This is a genomic window from Cupriavidus necator (assembly GCF_040578825.1).
Taxonomy (GTDB): Bacteria; Pseudomonadota; Gammaproteobacteria; order Burkholderiales; family Burkholderiaceae; genus Cupriavidus; species Cupriavidus necator_E.
Window position 1 is genome coordinate 12,496 of sequence record NZ_JBEFLI010000034.1, and the last position, 23,728, is coordinate 36,223.

General features: G+C 67.5%; 23 protein-coding genes. 5 read left to right on the forward strand and 18 right to left on the reverse strand.

Annotated features, from left to right (window positions below; translation table 11 throughout):
• Nucleotides 1–38: 38 nt before the first annotated feature.
• The 9 genes from AB1I47_RS17805 to AB1I47_RS17845 form a co-directional block, all read right to left on the reverse strand.
• Nucleotides 39–995, reverse strand: coding sequence for a quinoprotein relay system zinc metallohydrolase 1 (locus AB1I47_RS17805; protein ID WP_354685064.1), 957 nt, complete (start codon nucleotides 993–995; stop codon nucleotides 39–41).
• A complete protein-coding gene (locus AB1I47_RS17810) occupies nucleotides 992–1,792 on the reverse strand; it encodes a quinoprotein dehydrogenase-associated SoxYZ-like carrier (RefSeq protein WP_354685065.1) in 801 nt (266 codons plus the stop codon). Before AB1I47_RS17810 ends, AB1I47_RS17805 begins: the two co-directional genes overlap by 4 nt.
• Nucleotides 1,789–2,601, reverse strand: a complete 813-nt coding sequence (locus tag AB1I47_RS17815) for an ABC transporter permease (RefSeq protein WP_354685066.1) — start codon at nucleotides 2,599–2,601, stop codon at nucleotides 1,789–1,791. The genes AB1I47_RS17810 and AB1I47_RS17815 overlap by 4 nt, the downstream gene beginning before the upstream one ends.
• Nucleotides 2,602–2,613: 12 nt before the next feature.
• On the reverse strand, nucleotides 2,614–3,825 hold the full coding sequence (locus tag AB1I47_RS17820; RefSeq protein ID WP_354685067.1) for an ABC transporter substrate-binding protein: 1,212 nt from the start codon (nucleotides 3,823–3,825) through the stop codon (nucleotides 2,614–2,616).
• Nucleotides 3,818–4,849, reverse strand: coding sequence for a PQQ-dependent catabolism-associated beta-propeller protein (locus AB1I47_RS17825; RefSeq protein ID WP_354685068.1), 1,032 nt, complete (start codon nucleotides 4,847–4,849; stop codon nucleotides 3,818–3,820). Before AB1I47_RS17825 ends, AB1I47_RS17820 begins: the two co-directional genes overlap by 8 nt.
• The gene (locus AB1I47_RS17830; protein WP_354685069.1) at nucleotides 4,846–5,622 is read right to left on the reverse strand and encodes an ABC transporter ATP-binding protein; all 777 of its coding nucleotides are present in this window, start codon (nucleotides 5,620–5,622) and stop codon (nucleotides 4,846–4,848) included. The genes AB1I47_RS17825 and AB1I47_RS17830 overlap by 4 nt, the downstream gene beginning before the upstream one ends.
• Complete coding sequence (locus tag AB1I47_RS17835) at nucleotides 5,619–6,602, reverse strand: tripartite tricarboxylate transporter substrate binding protein (protein ID WP_354685070.1); 984 nt, start codon at nucleotides 6,600–6,602, stop codon at nucleotides 5,619–5,621. Before AB1I47_RS17835 ends, AB1I47_RS17830 begins: the two co-directional genes overlap by 4 nt.
• Nucleotides 6,603–6,821: 219 nt before the next feature.
• On the reverse strand, nucleotides 6,822–7,442 hold the full coding sequence (locus AB1I47_RS17840; RefSeq protein WP_354685071.1) for a response regulator transcription factor: 621 nt from the start codon (nucleotides 7,440–7,442) through the stop codon (nucleotides 6,822–6,824).
• Nucleotides 7,439–8,869: a histidine kinase gene (locus tag AB1I47_RS17845; protein WP_354685072.1), complete on the reverse strand. Its 1,431-nt coding sequence runs from the start codon at nucleotides 8,867–8,869 to the stop codon at nucleotides 7,439–7,441. The genes AB1I47_RS17840 and AB1I47_RS17845 overlap by 4 nt, the downstream gene beginning before the upstream one ends.
• Before the next feature lie 151 nt (nucleotides 8,870–9,020).
• Between AB1I47_RS17845 and AB1I47_RS17850 the strand changes: the two genes are divergently transcribed.
• Both AB1I47_RS17850 and AB1I47_RS17855 read left to right on the forward strand, forming a co-directional pair.
• Complete coding sequence (locus AB1I47_RS17850; RefSeq protein ID WP_354685073.1) at nucleotides 9,021–11,462, forward strand: TonB-dependent receptor; 2,442 nt, start codon at nucleotides 9,021–9,023, stop codon at nucleotides 11,460–11,462.
• A gap of 595 nt (nucleotides 11,463–12,057) precedes the next feature.
• On the forward strand, nucleotides 12,058–12,393 hold the full coding sequence (locus AB1I47_RS17855; RefSeq protein ID WP_354685074.1) for an FAD-dependent oxidoreductase: 336 nt from the start codon (nucleotides 12,058–12,060) through the stop codon (nucleotides 12,391–12,393).
• 7 nt (nucleotides 12,394–12,400) lie between these two features.
• Here the strand turns inward: AB1I47_RS17855 and AB1I47_RS17860 are convergent, their stop codons facing one another.
• Complete coding sequence (locus AB1I47_RS17860; RefSeq protein WP_354685075.1) at nucleotides 12,401–13,060, reverse strand: TetR/AcrR family transcriptional regulator; 660 nt, start codon at nucleotides 13,058–13,060, stop codon at nucleotides 12,401–12,403.
• 144 nt (nucleotides 13,061–13,204) lie between these two features.
• Between AB1I47_RS17860 and AB1I47_RS17865 the strand changes: the two genes are divergently transcribed.
• Nucleotides 13,205–13,384: a hypothetical protein gene (locus AB1I47_RS17865; RefSeq protein ID WP_407935854.1), complete on the forward strand. Its 180-nt coding sequence runs from the start codon at nucleotides 13,205–13,207 to the stop codon at nucleotides 13,382–13,384.
• Nucleotides 13,385–13,497: 113 nt separating this feature from the next.
• Here the strand turns inward: AB1I47_RS17865 and AB1I47_RS17870 are convergent, their stop codons facing one another.
• From AB1I47_RS17870 to AB1I47_RS17895, 6 genes are all read right to left on the reverse strand, one after another.
• Nucleotides 13,498–14,424 (reverse strand): MBL fold metallo-hydrolase, encoded by a 927-nt coding sequence (locus AB1I47_RS17870; protein WP_354685076.1) that lies wholly within the window; start codon nucleotides 14,422–14,424, stop codon nucleotides 13,498–13,500.
• A gap of 429 nt (nucleotides 14,425–14,853) precedes the next feature.
• Nucleotides 14,854–15,855, reverse strand: coding sequence for a transketolase family protein (locus AB1I47_RS17875; protein ID WP_354685077.1), 1,002 nt, complete (start codon nucleotides 15,853–15,855; stop codon nucleotides 14,854–14,856).
• Nucleotides 15,852–16,697 carry a transketolase gene (locus tag AB1I47_RS17880; RefSeq protein ID WP_354685078.1) on the reverse strand — a complete coding sequence of 282 codons (846 nt, stop codon included), beginning with the start codon at nucleotides 16,695–16,697 and terminating at the stop codon, nucleotides 15,852–15,854. The genes AB1I47_RS17875 and AB1I47_RS17880 overlap by 4 nt, the downstream gene beginning before the upstream one ends.
• Nucleotides 16,698–16,744: 47 nt before the next feature.
• On the reverse strand, nucleotides 16,745–18,070 hold the full coding sequence (locus AB1I47_RS17885; RefSeq protein ID WP_354685079.1) for an MFS transporter: 1,326 nt from the start codon (nucleotides 18,068–18,070) through the stop codon (nucleotides 16,745–16,747).
• Between the two features lie 83 nt (nucleotides 18,071–18,153).
• The gene (locus AB1I47_RS17890) at nucleotides 18,154–18,903 is read right to left on the reverse strand and encodes an SDR family NAD(P)-dependent oxidoreductase (protein ID WP_354685080.1); all 750 of its coding nucleotides are present in this window, start codon (nucleotides 18,901–18,903) and stop codon (nucleotides 18,154–18,156) included.
• A 161-nt stretch (nucleotides 18,904–19,064) separates the two neighbouring features.
• Nucleotides 19,065–19,952 carry a LysR substrate-binding domain-containing protein gene (locus AB1I47_RS17895; RefSeq protein ID WP_354685081.1) on the reverse strand — a complete coding sequence of 296 codons (888 nt, stop codon included), beginning with the start codon at nucleotides 19,950–19,952 and terminating at the stop codon, nucleotides 19,065–19,067.
• A gap of 170 nt (nucleotides 19,953–20,122) precedes the next feature.
• Between AB1I47_RS17895 and aspA the strand changes: the two genes are divergently transcribed.
• Complete coding sequence (aspA, locus tag AB1I47_RS17900; RefSeq protein WP_354685082.1) at nucleotides 20,123–21,550, forward strand: aspartate ammonia-lyase; 1,428 nt, start codon at nucleotides 20,123–20,125, stop codon at nucleotides 21,548–21,550.
• A gap of 201 nt (nucleotides 21,551–21,751) precedes the next feature.
• Nucleotides 21,752–22,033, forward strand: a complete 282-nt coding sequence (locus AB1I47_RS17905; RefSeq protein WP_354685083.1) for a hypothetical protein — start codon at nucleotides 21,752–21,754, stop codon at nucleotides 22,031–22,033.
• Between the two features lie 48 nt (nucleotides 22,034–22,081).
• Here AB1I47_RS17905 and tssJ read toward each other — a convergent pair whose 3' ends face one another.
• Both tssJ and tssG read right to left on the reverse strand, forming a co-directional pair.
• Nucleotides 22,082–22,618: a type VI secretion system lipoprotein TssJ gene (gene tssJ, locus AB1I47_RS17910; protein WP_407935855.1), complete on the reverse strand. Its 537-nt coding sequence runs from the start codon at nucleotides 22,616–22,618 to the stop codon at nucleotides 22,082–22,084.
• Nucleotides 22,615–23,727, reverse strand: coding sequence for a type VI secretion system baseplate subunit TssG (gene tssG, locus AB1I47_RS17915; protein WP_407935857.1), 1,113 nt, complete (start codon nucleotides 23,725–23,727; stop codon nucleotides 22,615–22,617). The genes tssJ and tssG overlap by 4 nt, the downstream gene beginning before the upstream one ends.
• Nucleotide 23,728 lies beyond the last annotated feature (1 nt).

Genomic DNA, 23,728 nt, shown 5'->3' on the forward strand with positions numbered 1-23,728 from the left:
AGTTGCTCCAGAATTGAACAGGGGGCCGGCTTGAGGATTCAGCGCTTCAGCGCTGCTTCCTCATGCGCCGGATAGAGATGGGTGATGTTGCGCAGATACTCGGCGGGCATGGCGCCCCATTGCGCGTAGGACGCAGGCACCGGCATCGCCAGCACCTCGGCAAGATCGCGGCCCTGCGTGGCGGCTTCGCGCAGCCGCGCATCGAGCCATTGCAGGTAACCGCGCGTCTGCGCGATGGCCTCCGCGCCGCCCAGTGCCGGCCCATGGCTGGGGATCAGCAAGCGTGCGCCGCTCTCGTCGAGCAACGCCTGGAGGCGGTCGAGGCTGGCGAGCCAGCGGCGGATGTCAGCGTGCGGCGTGGTGGGGATGCGCTGGCGGAACACCAGCCCGCCGGCAAAGACGATGCCCGCGCTGCGGTCCACCACCACCAGGTCGTCGCCGGTATGGCCGTCCAGCCGCACCAGCTCGAGCGTATGGCGGCCGATCGTCAGGCGCCCCGGCGCCAGCGCATGCGCCGGTGGCACGGGCTCGGTGCCGCGCATCCAGTCGCCGCACAGGCGATAGAGGTTGTCGGCATAGGCAGCGCCCTCGCGCCGCGCGCCGTCGATGGTGCCGGCCAGTGCGCTGGCGCCCACGTCGGCATAGGCCTGGTTGCCGAAGAAATAATCCGGGTGCAGGTTCAGGTTCAGCACCAGCCGCACCGGTGCGGCCGTGACCGTTGCAATGGCCTTGCGTTGCTGCTCGCCGTACAGGCGCGAGGGACCGGTGTTGATCACCACCACGCCGTCGCCGGTATCGATGAAGGCGGTGTTGATGATGTTGCAGCCGTTTCCGGGCGCGAAGTCGGCATTGGCGCCTTCGAGCAGCCACACGCCGCTGGCAATCTCGCGCGGCGCGAGGCGGTAGTCCGGTGGCTGCAACACACCCGGCTGCGCAGCGGCGATCGGCACCGGCTGCGCCAGCCACAGCGCGCACAGCAACAGCCATCGCTTCATGGCGACACCCTGGCCGCGATGCGATTGCCGTTGTTGTCGCGGCCGGCCACGGTCATGCCCGGTGCCACGGCATCGCGCAGGTCGAAGGAGAAGATGGGATTCTCCGCGACCGGTTCATGCAACGTCAGGCGCAGCAGCGGCTGCCGCGCGGCGTCGGCAAGGACCAGGGTCTCGATGAAGAACGCGGGTATGCCCGCCGCCAGTCCGGTGTCCATCGGATGCATCACGCGCAGGCGCACCCGCGCCCCCGCACCGTTAAAGCCGGGGAACACGCGCGACTCGACACGGTTGAGCGTGCGGCTCCAGCTGCCATCGCGGCGCGTGGCGCCGGGCATGGTGCAGCCTCCGCCGCCGGCGTCGACCAGCACGCTGCCGACATGCCAGGTGCCGTCGCGCGTGCGCGCCGCCACGCGCACCGGCGAAGCCTGTTCCAGCTTGAAGCGGAACGACAGCGACGGCCGCGCCTGCATCGGCTCGAACACCAGCACTTCGCGGATGGGGTTGCGGTCCACCGCCACCACGATGCGATCGACCTCGCCCAGCGCCGAGGCGTCGAAGGCGATCGGCACGCGCATCGGATCTTCGGCGAACGCCGGCCCGGTCACCTTGACGCGGCTGTCGAACACCACCGGCGCCATCTGCAGCAGCTCCTTGTGGATCCACGCCCACTGGGGCGACTGCAGCGGATCGCCGTGCGCGATGGCGGCGTCAGTGGCCCGGGCATGGCGCAGGCCTGCGCCGGCCATGCCCAGCGCGGCCACCGCCCGCAGCACCATGCGCCTGGTGCGTGCGCTCATGCCTGCTGTCCACGGCGAGCCATGCCGCGCTGCGGGTCGTACCCGTACAGCGCCAGCGCAAAGAACACCACCGTGCAACACGCCACCACCGCCAGGCTCACCGGCGCCAGCTGTCCGTACAGGGCAAAGCGAATCGCCTCGACCGCGTGGGTGAAGGGATTGAAGCGCGCCAGCTGGTACACCACCTCCGCGCCCGACTCCTGCAGCTTCCACAGCGGGTAGAGCGCCGAGCTGACAAAGAACATCGGGAAAATCACGAAGTTCATGGTGCCGGCAAAGTTCTCCAACTGCTTTACATGGACCGACAGCAGCAGCCCCAGCGCACCCAGCATCAGTGCCGACAGTGCCATCGCCCCGCTAGCGGCCAGCAGGTCGAGGGGCTCGAAGCGGATGCCGAAGACCATCGCCACCAGCAGGAAAGCGGCCATCTGCAGCAGCGACAGCACCGTGCCCGCCGCCAGCTTGCAGCCCAGCAGCCAGCCGCGCGGCAGGGGGGCGGTCAGCAGCAGGCGCATCACGCCCATCTCGCGGTCGTACACCATCGCCAGCGACGACTGCATGCCGTTGAACAGCGCGATCATGCCGAGCAGGCCAGGCGCAACGTAGACCTTGTATTCGATATAGGTGTCGTACGGCGGCGCGATCGCAACGCCCAGCGCGTTCTGGAAGCCGGCCGCAAAGACCAGCAGCCACAGCAGCGGCCGCACCAGCGACGACAGCAGCCGTCCCGGTTGGCGGAAATACTTGCGCAGCTCGCGCCCGCAGACCGCGCGCAGCGCGCGCCAGCGATGGATCAGGATGGAGGCCATGGGCGGCAGGTGTTATGAGGACGTGGCCCGGCACGCCGTGTCGGCCTCATCGGCGCCGAGCGTGTCGAGGTTGTTCTTCGGATGCAGCACGCCTTCGACCGGCGCCACGCCGACCACGCCGTCCGGGTGGGCCAGCATCACCGGCTGGCGCAACTGGCGGTCCCAGCGGCGGAACGACAGCGGCGGGCCCTTGAAGCCGTCGACCACCACGTTGCCCGCGGCAAGCGCTTGCGCCTGCGCGGCGAAACCGGCCTTGGGCTGCCGCGCCACGCTTTCGGCAATCGCCTTGACCGCGACCCAGGCGGCCCAGTCGTAGCCGGTCATCGGACGGCCCGCGGCCTTGATAAAGCGCCGGTTGAGCTGCGGCCCGCCATTGCGCTCCCAGGCCCAGTGCCACGCCTGCGCGCCCAGGCCGCTGGCGCCCACCACCGGGCGCGGCAATTGCGTGGCGTAGGGCACGCCGCGCGCGAACTCGCCGTCGGCGTCGGCTACCACCACCACGTCATAATCCACGCCGGTGGTCAGCAGGTTGAGGTTGGCCTGGTCGCGCTCGCGCGGATCGTTGGACAGCTTGAAGGGGCGCTGCGCCGCCCAGGCAATGCCGAAGCGCCGCGCGGATTTCGCCAGCGCCTCGCGCTGCGCCGCATCGGCTGCCGACGGTCCGCTCAGCAGCAGCGCCCGGCGCCATTTGCGCGATGCCAGGTATTGCATCAGCGCATCCGAGCGCATGCGCAGGCTGGGCAGCGTATGCAGCAGCACCGGCGAGCAACCCGCGCCGCGCAGCTCGTCGTCGTCGGCCGAGACGTTGAACAGCAAGGCCTCGCCCGGCTTCACGGATGCCGTAGCCGCCTTGACCGACGCCGACGGCAGGTCGAGCAGGATAAAGCGCGTGCCCTGCCGCGCCAGCGTGGCCACCATCGGCCCGACATCGGCTTCGCTGCGCGCTTCCTGCGCCTCGAGCTTGAGCGACTGGCCGGCGGCCTCGAGCGCAAAGCGCGCTTCCGCCGCCGCCACCTGCGCGCCGTCGAGTGCGCGGCCTTGCGGCTGGCCGGGATAGCGCTGCGCGAGGCGCCGGGCGTCATAGCGCGGATCGCCGGCCAGCGACACCACCGCCACGCGCACCCCGGCAGCCTGCGCGATGGCTGGCAAAAGAATTGGAAGCACTGGCAGGCCCAGCGCTGCGGCGGCCAGCCCCCGAGCGCAGCAGCGCCGACGTTCAGTCATCGATCGCCACCGAATGCGGCACCCGGCCCGCCTTGAGCGTGGCCACCGCCTTGCGGCTGGCGGTGTCCACCACGCTGACATCGTCGGACAGTCCATTGGCGACGTAGAGCCGGGCGTTGTCGCGGCTCAGCGCCAGCCCCCATGCGCGCCGGCCTACCAGCACATAGTCCTGCACCCGGCGCGACGCCGCCTCGACCACCGCGACATGATTGGCGCGGCCCAGCCCGATATAGGCGCGCGTGCCGTCGCTGCTGGCCGCCATGCCCACCGGTGTCACGTCCTCGGCGCGGAAGCCGCGCGGCGCGAACGCAATGGTGTGGACCACCTCGAAGGTATCGGTACGGATCACGCTGACGCTGGCGGACAGTTCGTTCGACACCCACAGCTCCTTGCCGCCCTGCATCAGCAGCAGACGGCGCGGCCGGTTGCCGACCTGGATATTGCGGACCACCTTGCGCGACGCCACGTCGATCACATGGACCAGGTTGGCGACTTCCGAGGTCACGTACACGTGCCGGCCGTCCGCGCTGACCTTGACGCCCTCCGGCTCCTCGCCGACCTTGACCTCGAACACGCGCTTGCCCGATGCGGTGTCATAGGCCGACAGCAGCCCGTCCTCCTCGTTCGAGACATAGAGCGTGCGGCCGTCCTGGCTCAGGTCGAACAGTTCCGGGTCATCGCCGACCGGCAGCGACGCCAGGGTCTTGCGGCTCGCCACGTCCACCACATCCACGCGGTGGTCGTCGCTGCAGGCCACATACAGGCGCGCGCGATCCGGCGAGAGCTGCAGGTGGCGCGGCCGCTTGCACTGGCGCCACACCGCGATGAGCTGGCGGTTGCGCCCATTGAAGACCGCGAGCGCATCGTCCTTCTCGCTCGAGACGAAGACCTGGTCGCTGGGGGTACGTGCCGGGCCCGGCGGCGCCGCGGCTTGCGCGCCTTCAGCCAGCCCGGCCATCACCAGCAGTGTCGTAAGCAGCAGCAGCGTGACCGCAAACCCGCGCGGCGATGGCATTTCGTTCATGCTGGCACTCTCCTGTCGGCAGTATTGGTTGACGGCGGCGTCATGGCGAGGAAAGCGCTCTCCAGGCTGTCGGCCGCGGCGGCTCCGCGCAGCGCCGCCGGCGTGCCGTCAAAGCGTACCGTGCCGCGATCCAGCACGATCACGCGGTCGGCGTGCTCGACTTCCTGCACCAGGTGGGTGGCCCACAGCACGCCGGCCCGCGCCTGTGCCGTGAGCCGCCTGGCATCGGCCACCAGTTGCGCGCGTGACGCCGGGTCGAGCCCCACGGTGGGCTCATCCAGCAGCAGCACATCAGGCTCGTGCAACAACGCGCGCGCCAGCTCCACCTTGCGCCGGTTGCCGCCCGACAGCTCGCGCACGGGGGCGCGCGCACGCGCCGCCAGGCCAAAGTCTTCCAGCAGCCGGGCGATGCGCTGCGTGGCAACATTGCGCGCCAGCCCGTGCAGGTCCGCATGAAAGCGCAGGTTGGCCAGCACCGGCAGGTCAAGGTCGATGGCAGGCTGCTGGAACACGATGCCGAGCCGCGCCAGCGCGCGCACCGGATCGCGGCGCATGTCGCTGCCCATCACCGTGACGCGCCCGGAATCGGCCACGAACAGGCCGCTGAGGATCTGGAACAGCGTGGTCTTGCCCGCGCCATTGGGCCCGAGCAGCGCCACGAATTCGCCGCGCCGCACGTTGAGCGAAACCCCGTCCAGCGCGACGCGGCCGCCGAACGACTTGCGCACGGCGTCGCAGCACAGCGCGAGCGGCACTTGCGCGGCGGCGGTCATAGCTGGCCCCTCGGGCGTGCGGTGCCCACGCGCTCGGCAAAGATCCGCTCGGTCTCCCACGCCTGGCGCAGGAAGGTTTCGTACTGCGCGGTATTCAGGTAGCTCAGCTGCTGGTCGTACTTGGCCAGCTCGGCCAGGTGGCGCGGCTGCTGCATCGCGGCGTGGAAGGCGTCGTGCAGCCGGCTGACGATCGCCGGATCGGTGCCGCGCGGTACGCCGATGCCGTAGGGCGAGTCATGGACCGCATTGGCAAAGCCCAGCTCGCTGACGGTCGGCACGTCGGGCCAGCGCGCCGAGCGCTGCGCACTGAAGACCGCCAGCAGCCGCAGCTTGCCGCTTTCGATATAGGGCGCGAAGCCGGTGGAGTTCACGCCCGCCATCAGCGAGCCGTTGGCCACTGCCAGCATCTGGTCGGCCGTGCCGTGGTAAGGCACATGGATATAGCGCACGCCGCTGCGCCCGAGCACGTCTTCCATCGCGAGATGGGCCGTGGTGCCGATGCCGGTGGAGCCGACCGTCAGCGCGTCGGGATGCGCGCGGCCCCAAGCGATCAGGTCGCGCAGCGAGCGGAACGGGCTGTCGGCTGGCACGACGATGCCGAAGGTATAGCCCGAGATCATCAGCACCGGCTGGATGTCGCGCAGCGGCTGCCAGGCGGTCTTCTGCTGGTGCGGGAAGCGATAGACCGTCAGTGGCAGCTGGCCGATGGTGTAGCCATCGGGCCGCGCGGCGGCCAGCACGCCGCCTACCAGCGTGCCGCCGGCGCCGGGCCGGTTCTCCACCACGATGGGCTGGCCCAGTTCGCGCCCGGCCAGTTCCGCCAGGATGCGCATGGAGATGTCGGTGGCGCCGCCCGCCGGCCACGGCACCACCAGCGTGATCGGCCGCGACGGATACGCCGGCGCGCCCTCGGCCCGGGCACCGCTCCCCTGGGCGAGGCCGAGGCACAGCAACAGCAGGCAGGCGAGTCGACCGAACATGATTGGGGACGAGGCAGAAGGTGGAGGTGGTGGAATACAGCAAGGCCGATACCATGTGCGGTGCAGCATGCGCGCGGCTTCCGTGCCGGCGGTTGTCCGGCTGCGCCTGGCAGCGCTTCCGATCGGCTTTACGACGGCGCGCGTTGTGCACTGCGCTGCGGGGCACTGTCTCGTCATGGAACACATCGGCCCATCGCTGCTCCGTTTTGTGACAGTGCCTCAGCCGAAGCCATGCTCGACCGCGTAGCGGTGCATCTCGACGCGGTTGGCCAGCCCCATCTTCTTGCGGATCAGCGTCTGGTAGTTGGCCACGGTCTTGGTGCTCAGGCAGAACCTGGCCGCCACGTCCTCGATCGCGATGCCGCGCGCGAACTGCCGGAACAGGTCGAACTCACGCGGCGACAGCGCCAGGTGAGGCGGCGGCGCGCCGGTATCGACCAGCCCCGCCACATCGTCGGACAGCACCTGCTGCCCCTGTGCCACCTTGCGCACCGCATCGACCAGCGCCTCCGGCGCGCTGCTCTTGGTCAGGTAGCCGGCGGCGCCGGCGCGCATGGCCTGCAGCACGATCGCCGCGCTGTCGTGCATGCTGAACACCAGCGTGCGCAGCGCGGGAACGCGCGCGCCCAGCCGCAGCAGCATCTCCAGCCCGCCGCGCCCGGGCATCGACAGGTCCAGCACCAGCACATCGGCCGGATGCCCGGTGAGCCAGGCATAGGCCGCGTCGCCGTCCCCAAACTCGGCTACCACCCGCATGCCGTCTTCCAGTTCGAGCAGGCGCCGATAGCCCGTGCGCACCACCGCGTGGTCGTCGGCAATCACAACGTCGATCGTTGTCATGCTGGTTGTCCCCCTTCGACAAGTGCCGTAGCGTCCTGCGCCGGCGTTGACAGCGGAAAGCTCGCGCTCAGCCGGCATCCCGGCGATCCGCCCGCTTCCCGCGCCGGCCCGATGCCGAGCGTCGCGCAGTGCGCCCAGGCGCGCTCCTGCATGCCGCGCAGACCATGGCTGCGCTGCAGCGCGGCATTGATATCGTCGATGCCGCGGCCATCGTCTTCCACGGCCCACCGGACCGTACCGTCGCCCGCCTCGCCGGCGTCGCCAGTGATGGCGATGCGGATGGCGGCGCTGCGCGCGCCGGCGTGGCGCATCACATTGGTCAGTGCCTCCTGTGTCATCCGGTACAGCGCCAGCGTCAGGTCCGGACCGAGCGCGGCGCCGCCGAGGTCGACCTCGCAGTCGAGCCGCACGGACTGCCCCGGCTGTTCGCGCCAGCTCCGCACCAGGTCCTGCAGCAACCGCTCCAGCGAAGCGAGCCGCCCGTCCGGCTGCCCTCCGTGCGGACGCAGGCGGTGCAGCAGGTGGCGGACTTCATCCTGGATTCGCGCGCAATGCCCGGCCAGGTCGTTCGCCACGATCTGCAGCATCGGCGCGTGGGCACTCTTGCGCACCAGGTAGGCGGCGTCCGCGCGCATCGCGGTCAGCACCTGGCCGAACTCATCGTGCAGCTCGCGCGCCAGCCGCGCGCGCTCGCATTCCTGCGCGGTCAGCAAGCGGCGGCTCAGCGCCCGGCGTTCGGCCTGGTGCTGGGCCAGCGCGCCGGCAAGGTGGTTCAGCGCCCGGCGGATCTGGTCCAGCTCACGGATGCGCATGGCAGGCAGGCGCACGCCGTAGTCCTTCTGCTCGTAGTGGCCGATGGCATCGAGGATCTGCTGCAGCGGCGCGAAGGCGCGCCGCGCGGTCCACAGCACACAGCCCAGCAGCAGCGCGCCATAGACGGTGAGCATGGCCAGGTTGGCGGCCATGTCGGCGGCGGCTTCACGGATCTCGCTGGCCGGATCCCAGCGCAGCGCGGCGCGATAGACGGTGCCGTCGTGGGCGCCGATCTGCCAGGTGCTTTCCACGCGCGCGCTGTTGTCCGGACCGGCCCGCAGCAAGGCGAGCAAGCCGCTGGGAGCGGCCGCCTCCCCGGGCTGCGCCGCATCCACCAGCACCCGGCCGGCGCCGTCTTCCACATGCAGCCGCAGGTGCCGCATCTGCCCCGACGCATTGATCGCGCGCAGCGCCGCGAGGTGCGCCGCGCGCTCCGCCGGCGCGGCGGCCTGCAGCGCCGACAGCCGCGGAATCAGCTCGGCCATCGCGGCCGCGCCGCTGCGTTCCTCGCCGATCGCGACTCGCGCCAGCCACAGCGCCGCCAGCAAGGCGCAGCACAGGCAGGCGGCGGACAGCCCGATGGCACGGCTGGCCAGGTAGTGCGACATCGTCATGGCATTGCTCCTCCGGAAGATCGCCGACACCAGATCGGGAGTTTTTCCCGATGGCGGAGGTACGGAAACTGCTCCCGCTCTCCATCAGCCTGATTCCCAGTCAGCGCTGCCCAACGCAGGCAGCGCGCCAGTATTCCGGAGGAGATGCAAGATGCCAGCCAACCCATCCCCTGCACCGCGGCGACCGGTGCCGTGCCGCGCCGCCGCCCGCCGCGGCAGCGCCGGGCGTTGCGCCGCCACCGCGATTGCGGTGGCCGTCGCCGTGCTGATCCAGCGGCCCGCTGTTGCACAAGGTGACACCCCTGTTCAAAAGCAGGACAGTATGGTCCTGCCCGAAGTCATGGTGGTGGCGGCCGCGCCGCTGCCCGGCATCGGCGTCGACAGCGACCTGGTGCCCTACCCCGTGCAGACCGTGCGCGGCGATGCCCTGAACGGCGCAAACGCCGGCAACCTGACCGACTACCTGGCGCGCAACCTGGCCGGCGTCAACGTCAACGACATCCAGGGCAGCCCGTTCCAGACCGACCTCACTTACCGGGGCTTCCGTGCCTCGTCGATTCCGGGCGTGCCGCAAGGGCTGTCGGTCTACCTGGACGGCATCCGCGTCAACGAACCCTTCGGCGATGTGATCAGCTGGGACATGATCCCCGAGGCGGCGCTGGCGAGCGTGTCGATGATCTCCAGCGCCAACCCGGCCTACGGCCTCAATACGCTGGGCGGCGCGCTGGCCATGACCACCCGCTCGGGCCTGGACTCGCCAGGCCTGACCGCCGATGTGTCCTACGGCAGCGGCAGCCGCAAGCGCGCCAATCTGTCGGGCGGCGTGAAAAGCGCCGGCGGCTGGCACGCCTTCGCCGCCGGCACGCTGTTCCAGGAGCATGGCTGGCGCGACCATTCGGACGGGCGCCTGGGCAACATCTTTGCCAAGGCCGGATATGAGGGCGAGACCAACAGCTGGGACGTGTCCGTGCTGCACGGGCGCAGCACGCTGACCGGCAATGGCCTGGTGCCGGCCTACCGCGCCAGCGGCGACACCACCGAGCCGGACCTCTACCAGGCCAATCGCCGCGCCGTATACACCTATCCGGACAAGACCCGCAACCAGGTGACCCAGGTCGCCGTCAACGGCCGCCACTGGTTCGACGACAAGACCAGCGCCGCGGCCCTCGCCTATGTGCGCAACAGCCGCCGCGACACCCTCAACGGCGATGTCAACCCGGACTACGAGTCCTATGCCGAGGACTGCGAGGATGGCTTTGGCGCCGACGGCAGCCCGCTCGGCGAAGACTGCGGCATGACGCGGGCCGAAGGCGCGGCCTTGCATCCCGCCGTGATCAACACCACGCATATGCGGCAGCAGACTGTCGGCATGGCGCTCAGCCTGGCCAAGGAAACCACGCACCATGTGATCAACGCCGGCCTGACCTTCGACCGCAGCCGCCTGACGTATTCGCAGTACGCGCAGCCCGGCACCTTCACCGACGACCGCGGCGCGGTGGCCGACCCGGACGCACCGAACGAACTGTTCTCAGGCGTCAGCGGCACCTCGCGCATGTTCGGCGTGTACCTGTCCGATACGTGGTCGCTGACGCCCAGCACCTTCCTGACCGCGTCCGCACGATGGAATCACGTCATGGTCAGCAATACGCTGCGCAACAGCGACGGCAGCGAGCAGCCGCGCGAGAGCTTTACCTACCGCCGCCTCAACCCCGCGCTGGGCCTGACGCAGAAGCTCGGCGGCGGCGTCACCGTGTTCGGCGGCTACGCCCAGAACAACCGCGTACCCACGGTGCTGGAACTGGGCTGCGCCGACCCCACGCGGCCATGCCGGCTGCCGGCCGGGCTGCAGGCCGACCCGTACCTGAAGCAGGTCGTGTCCCACTCTTACGAGGCCGGCGTGCGCTGGCGCCCCGGCAAGGACACCGACGTCACCGCCGCGGTGTATCGCATCGACAACCACAACGACATCCTGTTCCTGCGCGCGCCAAATACCCAGCTCGGGTATTTCGCCAACTTCGACCGCACCCGCAACCAGGGCCTGGACTTCACCGCGCGCCAGCGCCTGGGCGATATCACGCTGCGGCTCGGCTACAGCTACCTGCAGGCCACTTACCAGGCCGCCGGCCAGCTGGCCGCGGGCGAGCGCACCATCGACATCCGCCCCGGCATGCGCATGGCCGGCCTGCCGCGCCACACGCTCAAGCTCGGCGTCGACTGGCAGGCGCTGGCAGGGCTGTCGCTCGGCGCCGATCTCGTCGCCGTGTCAAGCACCGTCTCCAGCGGTAACGAAGACGGCCTGCGCAGCGACCCGGAACCCGGCACGGCGGGGAGGACCGCCGACTGGCGCGTGCCCGGCTACGCCACCGTGAACCTGCGTGCTTCGTACAAAGTGAACAAGCACTTCGAGGTCTACGGCCGCGTGGGCAACCTGTTCAACCGCCGCTACGAGAGCTATGGGCAGATCGCCAACAATGTCTTTCCCGACGGGAGCCTGGTGCGGCCGCACGTGGCGCCGGGAGATGGCGCGAGCGCGCTGTTCGTGGCGCCGGGGGCGCCGCGGAGTTTCTGGGTGGGTGTGATATATCGGATGTAGGGATGATGCCGGCCCGGCGGTGGCACGGGCCGGCACCGGCTTTGCGTCCTCTGCGCTTTTTCGCGCTGGTCGCGCAGATCGGGCAGTTGAATGGCTTCCACCCGGCGCTGTGCACCTGGGTCGTGACAGGCGCTGTGCGGCGCCACGCCCATGCCCGCCGTCATGCAAAGCGTGAGGAATGCCGCGACGCCCGCGGTCGGCCAGGGACGCAGTGGATTCGCGCTTTTTTCCGTCGCGTGTCTGACCCTCATATCCTGCCAACTACCCGTGCTGCGCTATCGGACCTATCTGCCTCCGATCTCGCGTGGGGCTGGCGACATCCTGGCCAGGTAGCGGGCCACCGCGACGCGACCGGCACCACCCCGGCCGACGCCAGCGGGGCTGGCCACGACGGCCTGCTGCAGGGAGACGCCATATGGACCGGCGGTCGTTCAGACACCGCGGTCTCGCTCAATGGCCGGAATTGGATGAGTTCCGTATCTATCGCGGGGCCATGAGCGCGGCACAGGTAGCGGGGCTTGTTGTCGGCTGATAGGCGGGCAAGCATCCCATCAATACCGCCCATGCCGAACGCCGCGACGATGGCGATACGCTGGTGGTGTGCTTCTGCGCCGATCCCTCGACGCTGGACGGTAATGACCGCGAGGCAGTACAGCGGGCGCTGCGCGACTTTATTCCGGGCATCGAAGTGGTGGACACCGTCTGCCAGGATTGGGCGAACGACCCGTTTTCCAAAGGCGGATGGATGCATCACCGCCCCGGCAATCTGACGCAGGCAGCTCCCTTGATGCGACAGCCCCACCGCCGCATCCATTTCGCGGGAGCGGACATAGCGCCGATCGGGGTGGGCGGCATCGACGGTGCCATCGAGACCGGCACCAGGGCTGCCGCTGACGTCGCCCGCGCCCTGGATGGCGCCCATCATCCCTGATCCGGTGCTACGCGCGCGCCGCCCGCCCGCCAGGCTTCTGCTCGCCTGGCACGGGCGCAACCAGCACCGCCAGGGCATCGATCAGCGCTCGCATTCGTTTTGGCGTGAATCGCTTGGGCTCGATGGGGTACATCATCATCCACCCGTCGCCCATGGCAACGAGCTGGTCGGTGAGGATGTCCGCCGAAATATCGTTGCGGACCGTCCCCCGTTCCTGCGCGTCCTTGACAATGGCGGCGAGCAAGCGGCGATAACGCGCGTAGCGCCTGGCGATGACTTCCGCAAACGCTGGCTCGTGTCGCCCCTGCGCCAGCAACTCCGATGTCGCCGGCCAGAACCTCGTGCTGCGGTCCGTCAGCCTTATCCAGCTTTCGAACGGCGCGAGGACGTCACCGCTTTCCCGGGCGGACTCCAGCATTGCGTCGAAACGGTCGAATGCGCTTTCCATCAGCGCCACGACCAGCTCTTCCTTGTTCGCGAAGTAATAGGTCACCGCACCAGTGGTGTAGCCCGCATGCCTGGCAACCTTGCGCAGCGATGCGTTGGCATATCCCTCCTGGGCAATCACGGTTGATGCCGCGCGCAGCAACTCCTTGCGTTTCGCTTCGCGGTCGCCGACCGGACGACCCCGGGTTGAGACCTGCTCGATATCGTCGTCGCTGTCCATTGTTCTGTTCTGTCTCTTGAGGATTTCGATAACTGGATGCCAACTGGTTAGCCGCCAGAAGCAACGCTGGACTACTACTACTACCAGGCGTTCCGGTCCTCGACCTTGCCAGCGCTAAGGCCTGCCGGCAATCCGAGGCCGCTGATGTTCATCGCCGACTATCGCCTCTCCAAGCGTACGGACCTGTACCTCACCACCGCTTACGCAAAGAATGCCGGCCTGTGCCTGGACACCGCGTCCATTGCGTTCAACAACGGCTATCAGCCTGGTGGTGGCAAGAACAGCATGTTCGGCGCCGCACTGGGTATCCGTCACAACTTCTGAGCGCGACGGATATCGTCAAACCATTGCCGATGCATACCCGATGCGATGTTGCTTCAGCGATCCGCATCGGGACATGGCGCGAGGGCCACCACCGAGGTGGCCCTCAGCGTATGTCATCCCATCCGGTAGACGCCGTCTTCGTTCACCTCAACGCGCCCGTCGGCCAGCAGCTCCGCCAGATGCTGAGAAATCGTACGGGTCTCGGCGTTGACCACCCACAAGCCTTCATAGCCCGGCGGATACAGCAGCCGCAGGTCGACCAGCTGCGCCAGTGTCTTTGGGGATTCGCGCAGCAAGGCCATCAGGCGCTGGTCGCGCTCGTCCAGCTTGGCCGCATAGGCAGCGAGATCACGCAGGAAGTGCTCGCGATCGGTGTAGACGCCCCGGTGATGGGACGTGACCCAAACCTTGGCCGGAATCTCAGGCAGCCGTGCCAGGCTGCGACGGAAGTCCGCGAGGCTCGACCCCGCGTCGCCATAATAAGGCCCGAATCCAGTCAGGTCGATGTCGCCCGTGAAAGCCACGCCCTCCGGTTCGACCAGAAGAACGGTGTGGCCCGCGGTGTGCCCTGGCAGGTGAAAAGCGCGAATGCCGGTCTGCCCCAGATCCCAGCGCGCGCCGTCTACGTAGCCCTGCGCATCGGGCCGCGGCACATAAAAGAATTCGCGCTGGAACTTGAGCAGCGTCTCCGATGCGTGCTCCGCATTGCCGGAAGCGGCCATCATGCCTTCCCAGCTCCTTGCCGCTGGTAAATCCCGTTCGTGGACATATACGGATGCATAAGGAAGACGATGCAACCCCGCCATATGGTCTTCATGCACATGGCCCATCACCACCAGCTCGGTCGCGTCAAACTCGGGGCCGATGTAGTTCGCGACAAGCGGCGTGTCGAACGCCGCGCGAGTCTCGGCGCCTCGTATCAATACCTGATTTCCGTCGGGGTATTTGCCGCTCTTCTCGCCGAAGAAGACCGAAACGCGCCCGAAATCCACGCGCTGGATGTGTCGCTTCCTGTCGGAATGGCTGAAAGCTGTGCTCATGTCGATCATCCTCCCTGGCAGTCCGTTGCGATCGCCCCGCACGCCGAGGCGTTCCGGGAGCGATCAGGTCAGGCTGCGCAGCTCTGTGCTCAGTTCTATTTATAATAACATCAGTCATCAAAATAAAAGATACCTGCAAGCGCAGGCCCTATAGAACTTTGGGATGCCGTTATAGAGCGTCTACCGGTCCTGGTTGTATATCACGAGCGAAATTCCAGGGCCCATCACGGATCGATCGAGGCGCGGTCGGACCAGACAGAGACCACGTTTGAGGTGCGTCTGCCGCGTCGCGCGCAGCGGGCGACTTGAGCTTTGATTTTTCGGAAAACGCAGTCTGACGAATTCCGATTGCTGACAGTTTCCGCGCGGGGACGATGTATCGGATGTTCATGACGCCGGCCCGGCGGCTGCACGGGCCGGCACCGGGCACTAGCCCAGCCAATGCCTGATCGTATCGGCCATCACGTTGGTCGAGATGCCGTAGCGATCATGCAGCGTGGGCAGCGCTCCGGCATCCAGGAACGCGTCCGGCAAGCCGACCTGCCTGAACGGCACCGATACGCCCGCGCCCATCAACGTCGTCGCGACCGCCTCGCCCAACCCGCCGATGACGGTATGGTTCTCCGCCACCACGACCAGGCGCCCGGAGCGCCGCGCTTCGCGCAGGATGGTATCGGTGTCCAGAGGCTTGATGGTCGGCACATGCAGCACGGCCACGCCGATCCGGTCGGCTTCGAGCGCCTTCGCCACTTCCAGCGCGCGCATGGTCATGATGCCGGACGAGATCACCAGCACCTCGGCGCCATCGCGCAACAGCTTCGCCTTGCCAAGCTCGAACTGGTAGTCGTACTCGTCCAGCACCACCGGCACATGGCCGCGCAGCAGGCGCGCATAGACCGGGCCGTTGTGCGCGGCGATGGCCGGCACCATCTGCTCGATGTCGATGGCATCGCACGGATCGATGACAGTCATGTTGGGCATCGCCCGCATCAGTGCCAGATCCTCGGCGGCCTGGTGGCTGGGGCCATACCCGGTGGTCAGCCCGGGCAGCGCGCAGACGATCTTCACGTCGAGGTTGTCCTCGGCGATGGTCTGGTGCATGAAGTCGTAGGCGCGCCGCGTCGCGAAGACCGCGTAGGTGGTGACAAACGGCTGCGCTCCCTCATGCGCGAAGCCCGCCGCCGCGCCCATCAGCAGCTGCTCCGCCATGCCCATCTGGTAGTAACGCTCGGGAAAGGCCTGCGCGAAGATATGCAGGTCGGTGTACTTGCCCAGGTCGGCGGTCATGCCGATGACGTTGGACTTTTGCTGGCCGAGCGCCACCAGCGCGTGGCCGAAGGGCGCCGAACGCGTGGCCTGCCCTTCGCCGGCAATGGAGGCGATCATTGCCGATGTCTTCAGCTTCGGCTTGCTGCTGTGGGTGCTGCTCATGCTGTCCTCCCGGATTCCAGTGCCTGCAGCGCGAGTTGCCATTCGTGGGCATCCACGCGGATAAAGTGGTTCTTTTCGCGCTGCTCGAGGAACGGTACCCCGCAGCCCATGCGCGTATCGCAGACGATCATGCGCGGCTGCGCTCCCGGATGCGCGCGGGCCGCGCGGAAGGCGGCAGCCACGGCATCGATATCATTGCCATCCACCCGCTGCGTGAACCAGCCGAAGGCCTCGAGCTTCGGCACCAGCGGCTCGAACGCCATGATCTGCGTCGAAGGCCCGTCGGCTTGCTGGTTGTTGACGTCGACGATGGCGATCAGGTTGTCGAGCTTCCAATGGCTGGCCGACAGGATGCCCTCCCAGATCGCGCCCTCGTCGAGTTCGCCGTCGGAGAACAGCGTGTAGACGAAGGCATCGGAGCCCTTGCGCTTCAGGCCCAGGCAACGGCCCACGGCGATGGTCAGCCCCTGCCCCAGCGAACCGCCGGACATCTCCATGCCAGGCGTATAGCTGGCCATGCCCGACATCGGCAGCCGGCTGTCGTCGCTGCCATACGTCTCCAGCTCAGCGGCGGGCAGGATGCCGGCTTCGAGCAGCGCCGCGTACAGCGCGATCGCGTAGTGGCCGTTAGACAGCAGGAAGCGGTCGCGCCCTTCCCAGTCCGGATCTTCGGGGCGGTAGCGCATGGCATCGAAGTAGGCGACGGCGAGCACGTCGGCAATGTCGAGCGCCTGCCCGATGTAGCCCTGGCCCTGGACTTCGCCCATCAGCAGGGCGTTGCGGCGGATCCGGTAGGCGCGTTCCTTCAGGGACACGGCCGTGTCGGAGGTGGTTCGTTGCATGATGTCTCCTGCGATCAATCGGAAATTCGGCGTTCGGTACAGCTTGCTCAGCGGTTGACAGTCCTGGGCACCAGCAGGACCAGCATGGCGCCCACGACCACGGTGGCCGAGATAAAGACCAGGCCCGCGGTGGACTTGCCGGTCAGGTCATTGAGCCAGCCCACGATGGCGGGCGAGAAGAAGCCCGCGAGATTGGCCACGCAGTTGACCGCGGCAATCCCCGCGGCCGCCGACATCCCGCCCAGCAGCGCGGTCGGCAAGGCCCAGAACTGCGACGACGACGCCAGGATGCCGGCGGCTGCGACGCACAGGCAGATCAGCGACGCGCTGACGCTGCCCAGCAGCGGGAGCGTGGCAAACCCTGCGGCGGCGACCAGCATCGGCACGATCAGGTGCAGCCGGCGCTCGCGCAGCCGGTCGGCGCTCATGCCGACCAGCGGCAGCGCCACGATGGCGCACAGGTACGGCAGCGCGGTGAAGAGACCCACCCACAACGGGTCCGCGACGCCGGCCTTGCGGATGATGGTGGGCAGCCAGAAGGTTAGCCCGTACTGCCCCAGCACCACGCAGAAATAGATCGCGGCCATCAGCCACAGCCGGCGGTCGGCCATGAACGAGCCGATCGACAGGTGGACCTCCTTGTGCGCGTTATCGCCCTCGATATTGCGCCGTAGCAGGGCCTTCTCCGCATCGGTCAGCCAGTGCGCATCGTCGATGCCGTTGTCCAGGTAGTACAGGATGGCGACGCCCAGGAACAGCGACGGCAGCGCCTCGATCAGGAACAGCCACTTCCATCCGGCCAGGTCGCCCACGCCGTGGAACGCGTGCATGATGTAGCCCGACAGCGGCCCGCCGACGATGCCCGCCAGCGGGATCGCCATGAAGAACATCGACAATGCCTTGGCGCGGCGTTCCGACGGAAACCAGTACGTCATGTACAGGATCACGCCGGGCGCGAAGCCGGCCTCGGCCACGCCCAGCAGGAAGCGCAGCACATAAAACATGGTGGGCGTGCTGACGAAGGCGAAGCTGGCCGAGATCACGGCCCAGGTCAACATGATCCGCGCCAGCCAGCGCTTGGCGCCGACCTTGTGCAGGATCACATTGCTGGGCACTTCAAACAGGAAGTAGCCGAGGAAGAAGATGCCCGCCCCCAGGCCATACACCGTTTCGCTGAAGCGCAGGTCGCTCAGCATCTGCAGCTTGGCAAAGCCGACATTGACCCGGTCTAGGTAAGCGCCCAGGTAGCACAGCATCAGGAACGGGATCAGCCGCTTCACCACCTTGGCGTAGGTGCGGGTCTCGAAGGTGGCCGCGTCGGCGTGCAGCGTCGCTTCGCCGCCCATGGGCGAAGCCGCGTATTTGGTCTTCATTTGTCTGTCTCCTGCCGGGTGCTGCCGCCGTGCGGCGCACCGGTCATGGGTGGGCCGCCTCTTTGGGCGGCTTGGCCTTGTTTTTAGTGGATCAGCATGCCGCCGTTGACGTCCAGCGTGATGCCGGTCAGGTAGGCGGACAGGTCGCTGGCAAGGAATACGCAGGCGTTGGCCACATCGGCGGCATTGCCGAGCCGCCCCAGCGGGATGCCCTTGATGATGTCGGCACGCATCTCGTCAGTCAGCTTGTCGCCGGTGATGTCGGTCTGGATCAGTCCGGGCGTAATCGAATTGACGCGGATGCCGTCCGGGCCGAATTCCCGGGCCATCGCACGTGCCAGCCCAAGCACCCCGGCCTTGGCCGCGCTGTAGTGGGGTCCGCCGAAGATGCCGCCGCCGCGCTGCGCGGACACCGATGACATGCAGACGATGCTGCCGCGTTTCTGCTCGCGCATCTGCGGCAGCACCGCCTGCGACATGTACAGCGTGCCGCGCAGGTTGACGTCCAGCACCGCATCGAAATTCGCCGGCTGGATATCCAGCGTGCGCACCGGCTGCGTGATGCCGGCGTTGTTGACGAGCGCGTCGATGCGGCCATAGCGCTGCAGCACGGCCTGCGCGGCGCGCTCGCAGGCGGCCTTGTCCGTCACATCGCAGGCCAGCCCCAGGTGGCGGTTTCCCAGTTCTCCGGCGGCCGCCTGCGCGTCTTCCAGACGCAGGTCAAGAATGACCACGCTGGCGCCGTGTGCGGCGAATGCCCGGGCCGCGGCCCTGCCGATACCGCGCGGCGACGCGGCCCCTGTAATGATGACGACGTTGTTCTCGACCAGCATCCTTGTCTCCTGACGTTTGCTGTTGTGATGGGTCGAGTTTTGTCGCTGCGGGCCTTTCGATCAACGCGGTATGCCTCAGGTATGGCTGAGAAATTTTCAGCAATGCCGGGCGGCGTGCGATGGGCCATGTGCCGCCATCGGCACAAGGATGGTTATCCGGGTCAGCCGGATGCCGGCAACTGGCGGTCCAGCCATGCCAGGAAGCGCTCCACGCGGGGCAGGTCGGCGTTCTGGGCGGGATAGACCACATGGTGGCTGCCGACCTCGACGGCATGGGTGCTGTCGAACACCGGCACCAGCGCCCCCTTGCGGATCAGCACCGAAGCCAGCAGCGTGCTTTCCAGCGCCACGCCGAGCCCCAGCGCCGCAGTCTCCAGCGACATATACGACCGGTCGAACGTGAAATCAAAGGTCTTGTGGGTGGTGGCGATGCCATAGCGGGCGAACCATTGCTGCCATTGCACCAATGGGGACTCGGAATAAATCAGGCGCTGCGCCAGCAGGTCGGACGGCGACGCGATCGGGTGCTTGTCGAGAAAGCCTGGCGCGGCCAGCGGGGTAATCGTTTCCTTGCGCAGTGTCCTGACTTGCAGGTCGCGCCAGTGGGCATAGCCGTGGCGGATGTCCAGGTCGTAGTAGCCGCTGGTGAACGAGACATCCTCGTACGAGCAGGACAGGTTGAGCTGGATGTCGCCGTTGTCGGCCTGGAACGATTCCAGCCGCGGCAACAGCCACATCAGGCCGAAGCTCGGGCTCGAATGCACCCGCAGGATCTCGACGTTGGCGGGGCTCGACGCGCGCTCGGTGGCCCGGTTCAGTTCGGCCAGCACACCGGTGATGTCGCGCAGGTAGCGCTCGCCCACCGGCGTCAGCACCAGGCCGCGCCCCTGCCGGAAAAAAAGCGGCTGGCCGATCGCCTGCTCCAGGTTGCTGATCTGGTGGCTGACCGCGGACGCCGTCAGGCCCAGTTCCTCCGATGCACGGCTGACGCTCTTGGTTCTGGCAACGCTCTCGAAGGCGATGATCGCCTTCATCGGAGGAATCCGCATGGCAGTGAGGGGCGGCGCGCCGCAGTCAGCGGGCGCGGGCCGGGGTCGGGAAGATGCGGGAATTCTACTTCGACCGCCGGTTGGCGCCGCGGCCGGGCTGTCGCCAGGGTGCGGTCAGAGCATCCGTATCGCCTAGTCTGTAAGAGACCACCAGGCCGCAGGAGCCCCAGATGAACACCCACACATTCCGCGTCGAATCCGACCTGCTGGGCGAGCGCAAGGTGCCCGCCGACGCCTACTACGGCGTGCATACGCTACGCGCCGTCGAGAATTTCCAGATCTCCGGCACGCCGATTTCCGCCTATCCCAACCTGATCCTGGCGCTGGCCGCGGTCAAGCAGGCGGCCGCCGAGGCCAATGCGGAGCTTGGGCTGCTGCCTGCGGACCTCAAGGACGCCATCATCGCCGCCTGCCGCGAAGTGCGCGAAGGCAGGCTCCACGAGCAGTTCGTGGTCGACATCATCCAGGGCGGCGCCGGCACCTCGACCAACATGAACGCCAACGAGGTGATCTGCAACCGCGCGCTGGAAATCCTGGGCCACCAGCGCGGCGAGTACGCTTACCTGCACCCCAACGAACACGTCAACATGGCGCAGAGCACTAACGACGTGTATCCCACCGCGCTGCGCATCGCGACGTTTTTCGCCATCGGGCACCTGCTCGAAGCGATGGAAGTCCTGCGTGCCGCCTTCGCCGACAAGGCGGTGGAGTTCGCTGGCCTGCTCAAGCTCGGCCGCACGCAGCTCCAGGACGCGGTGCCGATGACGCTGGGCCAGGAGTTCTCCACCTACGCGGTGATGCTGGAAGAAGACATGGCGCGGCTGCGTGAAGCGTCCACGCTGATTCGCGAAGTCAATCTCGGCGCCACCGCGATCGGCACCGGCATCACCGCGCATCCTGACTACGCGGCCAAGGCCACCACGGCGCTGAGCCGGATCACCGGCATCGAACTGCTTACCGCGCCCAACCTCGTGGAAGCGACCCAGGACTGCGGCGCTTTCGTCCAGATCTCGGGCGTGCTGAAGCGCATCGCCGTCAAGCTGTCCAAGACGTGCAACGACTTGCGGCTGCTGTCGAGCGGCCCGCGCGCGGGCTTCGGCGAGATCAACCTGCCGCCGATGCAGGCAGGCTCCTCCATCATGCCGGGCAAGGTCAATCCGGTGATCCCGGAAGTGGTGAACCAGATCGCGTTCGAGGTGTTTGGCAATGACACGGCAGTGACCTTCGCCGCCGAAGCCGGGCAGCTGCAGCTCAACGCCTTCGAGCCCGTGATAGCCGCCAGCCTGTTCCGCAGCTTCAAGCATCTGACCAATGGCTGCTTCACGCTGGCGGACAAATGCATCAAGGGCATTACCGCCAACCCCGAGCGACTGCGCGAAACCATCGAACGCTCGATCGCGCTGGTCACGGCGCTCAATCCGATCATCGGCTACAAGAACGCCACCGCGGTGGCAGCCGAGGCCTTCGCCAACAACACCAACATCAGGGATGTCGTGCTGCGGCGCAAGCTGATGACGGAAGCCGAACTCGATGAAGCGCTGCGGCCTGAAGCGTTGACGAGGCCCAGGGTCTATCCGTCCAACCCTGCGCGCCGGTAGCGGCCGATCGTACCGAAGCCGCCATCCCTGGTGATCGCTCCCCTCCTCCGGCGCAGTGGGAGAGGAGAGCAAACCAGCAGCATGCAGACTTAACAATCGCTTACAGCCATCGCCCTCCGTTTGCACTATTCTCCCTCGCCAACCTCACGCGGCGGCGGCATGGCTGCCGCGCGCCCGACAACACGCAGTGCCGGAGAAACCATGAACAAGATCCTGTCGCTTTCGACCCTGGCAATGGCCATGCTGGCCGCCGCGGGAACAGCGCACGCCCAGCATGTTGTCGGCGGGATGGGCGAGGAAGTCCGGATCGGCGCCTTTACCGACCAGGCGCACGGCAGCCGCAACCGCGGCCCGCACGACAGCCGCGGATTCAGCACGGCAAAGCGCGCCAAGGCACCGGCTCGCGCCGCCGACCGGCAGGACGCGCGCCGCACCGGCGTGCGCGCCCCGGCAGCCGCGCTGCCGGGCAGGCACCTGCCCTGATTGGATCGCGCTGGCGACACATTGCCGCACGGGTGGATGCGGTGGTTGTTATGGCGCCGTTACAACGGTGCCGCCCCCCGCCAACTGCAACATGCTGCCCCGCACCTCGATCTTCACTGGATCGGTCTTCTTCCACTGCTTCTTCGGCACGACCAGCTTCCAGACCGTCTGCTTTTCCGCCCCGCGGAAGAACGCCACCACGCCGACATATCCGGCGTTGGCATGCATGGGTTCGCTCAGGCTCACGCTTGCATCGGGGCGCAGTACGACATCCCTGCTCGCCAGCAGATCCGCCTTGAGCGACTCGAGATCGTTCGTCTCCAGTTGCGTATAGCCCAGTTGCTCGAAAGCCTGCGGCGTCTTCAGCTGGTAGACCCGCACCACTGTTGACAGCGATTGCCCGGCGCCGTTTGGATTCAGCGATGACCGGCTGGTAATGTCGAGGTTCATGGTCTTGACCTGGGTGGTAAAAGCCCATTTGGCGGCCTCCACCGTGCCATCTTTCACCGCCTGCCCCACGCCGCATCCCGCGAGCGCAAGGATGGCGGCCATGGCTGCGCCACTGCTCCGAAGCTGCCCTCTCATTGTGTTGATCCTCTTGGTCTGACAAGTTGCTGTGTGGTCCAGCGTGTTGATGCCTGGCATGGCTCGCGCGATGTCGGGTCGTGCCCGTTCCAGATGCCGAGCTGCACGCGCGTCATCCGGTCCGGGGCGCCCGCAGCCCTGGTCTGCCTTAGTTGCGTGGTATAGCCCAGGCTTGCCTGGTCCGAATTCAGGACCGGCGACGGCATCAACGCCGGCTTTACATGCATCTCCAGATGCGCGTTGGCTTCATAGCCGAGGTAGAAGCGCAGCAGCGCCATCACTTCGCGGTGCATGGGCTGTCCTGGCAGCAGGGCTAATACCGACTCGCGCGTCTGAGGCGTGATGGCAACACGCACGGTGTTGGCGCGGTCGTAGAAGCCGCGTCCCAACACACAGTTCTCCCCGAGCGGCCTCCGTTCGGTGGCATCGAGACGCACCCACACCGGGTAGAACTCCCCGACGGTGATGTGCGCGTCCGGCGCCGCATGCTGCAGCACACCGGCAAGGCCTTCGGCGGTGCGCGTACGCTGGCTCGCGAGGCCCAGCATCGACAACAACTTGCGCGTGCCGACCGTGCCTTCGACCGGAAGCTGCACGGGACCTGGCTGCGCGAAGCCCAGCCCGAGCAGGCTCAGCAGGTAGCGCGACACTTCATCCTGTCCGTCCGGCCGGAAACCTGCGGGGTAGCGATACTTGCGCGAGACCCTGTAGAACTGCGTGACGATCCGGTGGTGGAACAGGTCGAGGAAAGCCGCCAGCGGCTCGGCCCCATCGCGGCGCTGGGCAATCTCGTCCACGAAGTAGGACGGCATGCGTGCGTCGACGCCATACAGGCCAAGGAAGGTCGTGCGGACTGCGGGCGGCAGATCGGGATGGTCGCTGTCGTACTCGACCGCAGCGATTTCACGCGCCGGAAATCCAGAACACCCCTGCGAGCGAAAGCGCACCGGCTCGTCCGCCGGGGAATCGGTGGTGCCCAGCGGCGCCCGCTGCGGCGCGGACAGCTCGATCAGCTCGCATAGCCGCAAGAAATTCATCCGCGGCGCATTGGCGAGCAAGGCCGGCAGCAAGGTGCCGGTCATGGAAGCTGTGGCCGGCTGGTCTGGCATG

What these genes read in the sequence shown, in the direction of transcription:
- AB1I47_RS17805 (WP_354685064.1), bottom strand. Translation starts at nt 995, where the DNA reads ATGAAGCGATGGCTGTTGCTGTGCGCGCTGTGGCTGGCGCAGCCGGTG.
- AB1I47_RS17810 (WP_354685065.1), bottom strand. Translation starts at nt 1,792, where the DNA reads ATGAGCGCACGCACCAGGCGCATGGTGCTGCGGGCGGTGGCCGCGCTG.
- AB1I47_RS17815 (WP_354685066.1), bottom strand. Translation starts at nt 2,601, where the DNA reads ATGGCCTCCATCCTGATCCATCGCTGGCGCGCGCTGCGCGCGGTCTGC.
- AB1I47_RS17820 (WP_354685067.1), bottom strand. Translation starts at nt 3,825, where the DNA reads ATGACTGAACGTCGGCGCTGCTGCGCTCGGGGGCTGGCCGCCGCAGCG.
- AB1I47_RS17825 (WP_354685068.1), bottom strand. Translation starts at nt 4,849, where the DNA reads ATGAACGAAATGCCATCGCCGCGCGGGTTTGCGGTCACGCTGCTGCTG.
- AB1I47_RS17830 (WP_354685069.1), bottom strand. Translation starts at nt 5,622, where the DNA reads ATGACCGCCGCCGCGCAAGTGCCGCTCGCGCTGTGCTGCGACGCCGTG.
- AB1I47_RS17835 (WP_354685070.1), bottom strand. Translation starts at nt 6,602, where the DNA reads ATGTTCGGTCGACTCGCCTGCCTGCTGTTGCTGTGCCTCGGCCTCGCC.
- AB1I47_RS17840 (WP_354685071.1), bottom strand. Translation starts at nt 7,442, where the DNA reads ATGACAACGATCGACGTTGTGATTGCCGACGACCACGCGGTGGTGCGC.
- AB1I47_RS17845 (WP_354685072.1), bottom strand. Translation starts at nt 8,869, where the DNA reads ATGACGATGTCGCACTACCTGGCCAGCCGTGCCATCGGGCTGTCCGCC.
- AB1I47_RS17850 (WP_354685073.1), top strand. Translation starts at nt 9,021, where the DNA reads ATGCCAGCCAACCCATCCCCTGCACCGCGGCGACCGGTGCCGTGCCGC.
- AB1I47_RS17860 (WP_354685075.1), bottom strand. Translation starts at nt 13,060, where the DNA reads ATGGACAGCGACGACGATATCGAGCAGGTCTCAACCCGGGGTCGTCCG.
- AB1I47_RS17865 (WP_407935854.1), top strand. Translation starts at nt 13,205, where the DNA reads ATGTTCATCGCCGACTATCGCCTCTCCAAGCGTACGGACCTGTACCTC.
- AB1I47_RS17870 (WP_354685076.1), bottom strand. Translation starts at nt 14,424, where the DNA reads ATGAGCACAGCTTTCAGCCATTCCGACAGGAAGCGACACATCCAGCGC.
- AB1I47_RS17875 (WP_354685077.1), bottom strand. Translation starts at nt 15,855, where the DNA reads ATGAGCAGCACCCACAGCAGCAAGCCGAAGCTGAAGACATCGGCAATG.
- AB1I47_RS17880 (WP_354685078.1), bottom strand. Translation starts at nt 16,697, where the DNA reads ATGCAACGAACCACCTCCGACACGGCCGTGTCCCTGAAGGAACGCGCC.
- AB1I47_RS17885 (WP_354685079.1), bottom strand. Translation starts at nt 18,070, where the DNA reads ATGAAGACCAAATACGCGGCTTCGCCCATGGGCGGCGAAGCGACGCTG.
- AB1I47_RS17890 (WP_354685080.1), bottom strand. Translation starts at nt 18,903, where the DNA reads ATGCTGGTCGAGAACAACGTCGTCATCATTACAGGGGCCGCGTCGCCG.
- AB1I47_RS17895 (WP_354685081.1), bottom strand. Translation starts at nt 19,952, where the DNA reads ATGCGGATTCCTCCGATGAAGGCGATCATCGCCTTCGAGAGCGTTGCC.
- aspA (WP_354685082.1), top strand. Translation starts at nt 20,123, where the DNA reads ATGAACACCCACACATTCCGCGTCGAATCCGACCTGCTGGGCGAGCGC.
- AB1I47_RS17905 (WP_354685083.1), top strand. Translation starts at nt 21,752, where the DNA reads ATGAACAAGATCCTGTCGCTTTCGACCCTGGCAATGGCCATGCTGGCC.
- tssJ (WP_407935855.1), bottom strand. Translation starts at nt 22,618, where the DNA reads ATGAGAGGGCAGCTTCGGAGCAGTGGCGCAGCCATGGCCGCCATCCTT.
- tssG (WP_407935857.1), bottom strand. Translation starts at nt 23,727, where the DNA reads ATGCCAGACCAGCCGGCCACAGCTTCCATGACCGGCACCTTGCTGCCG.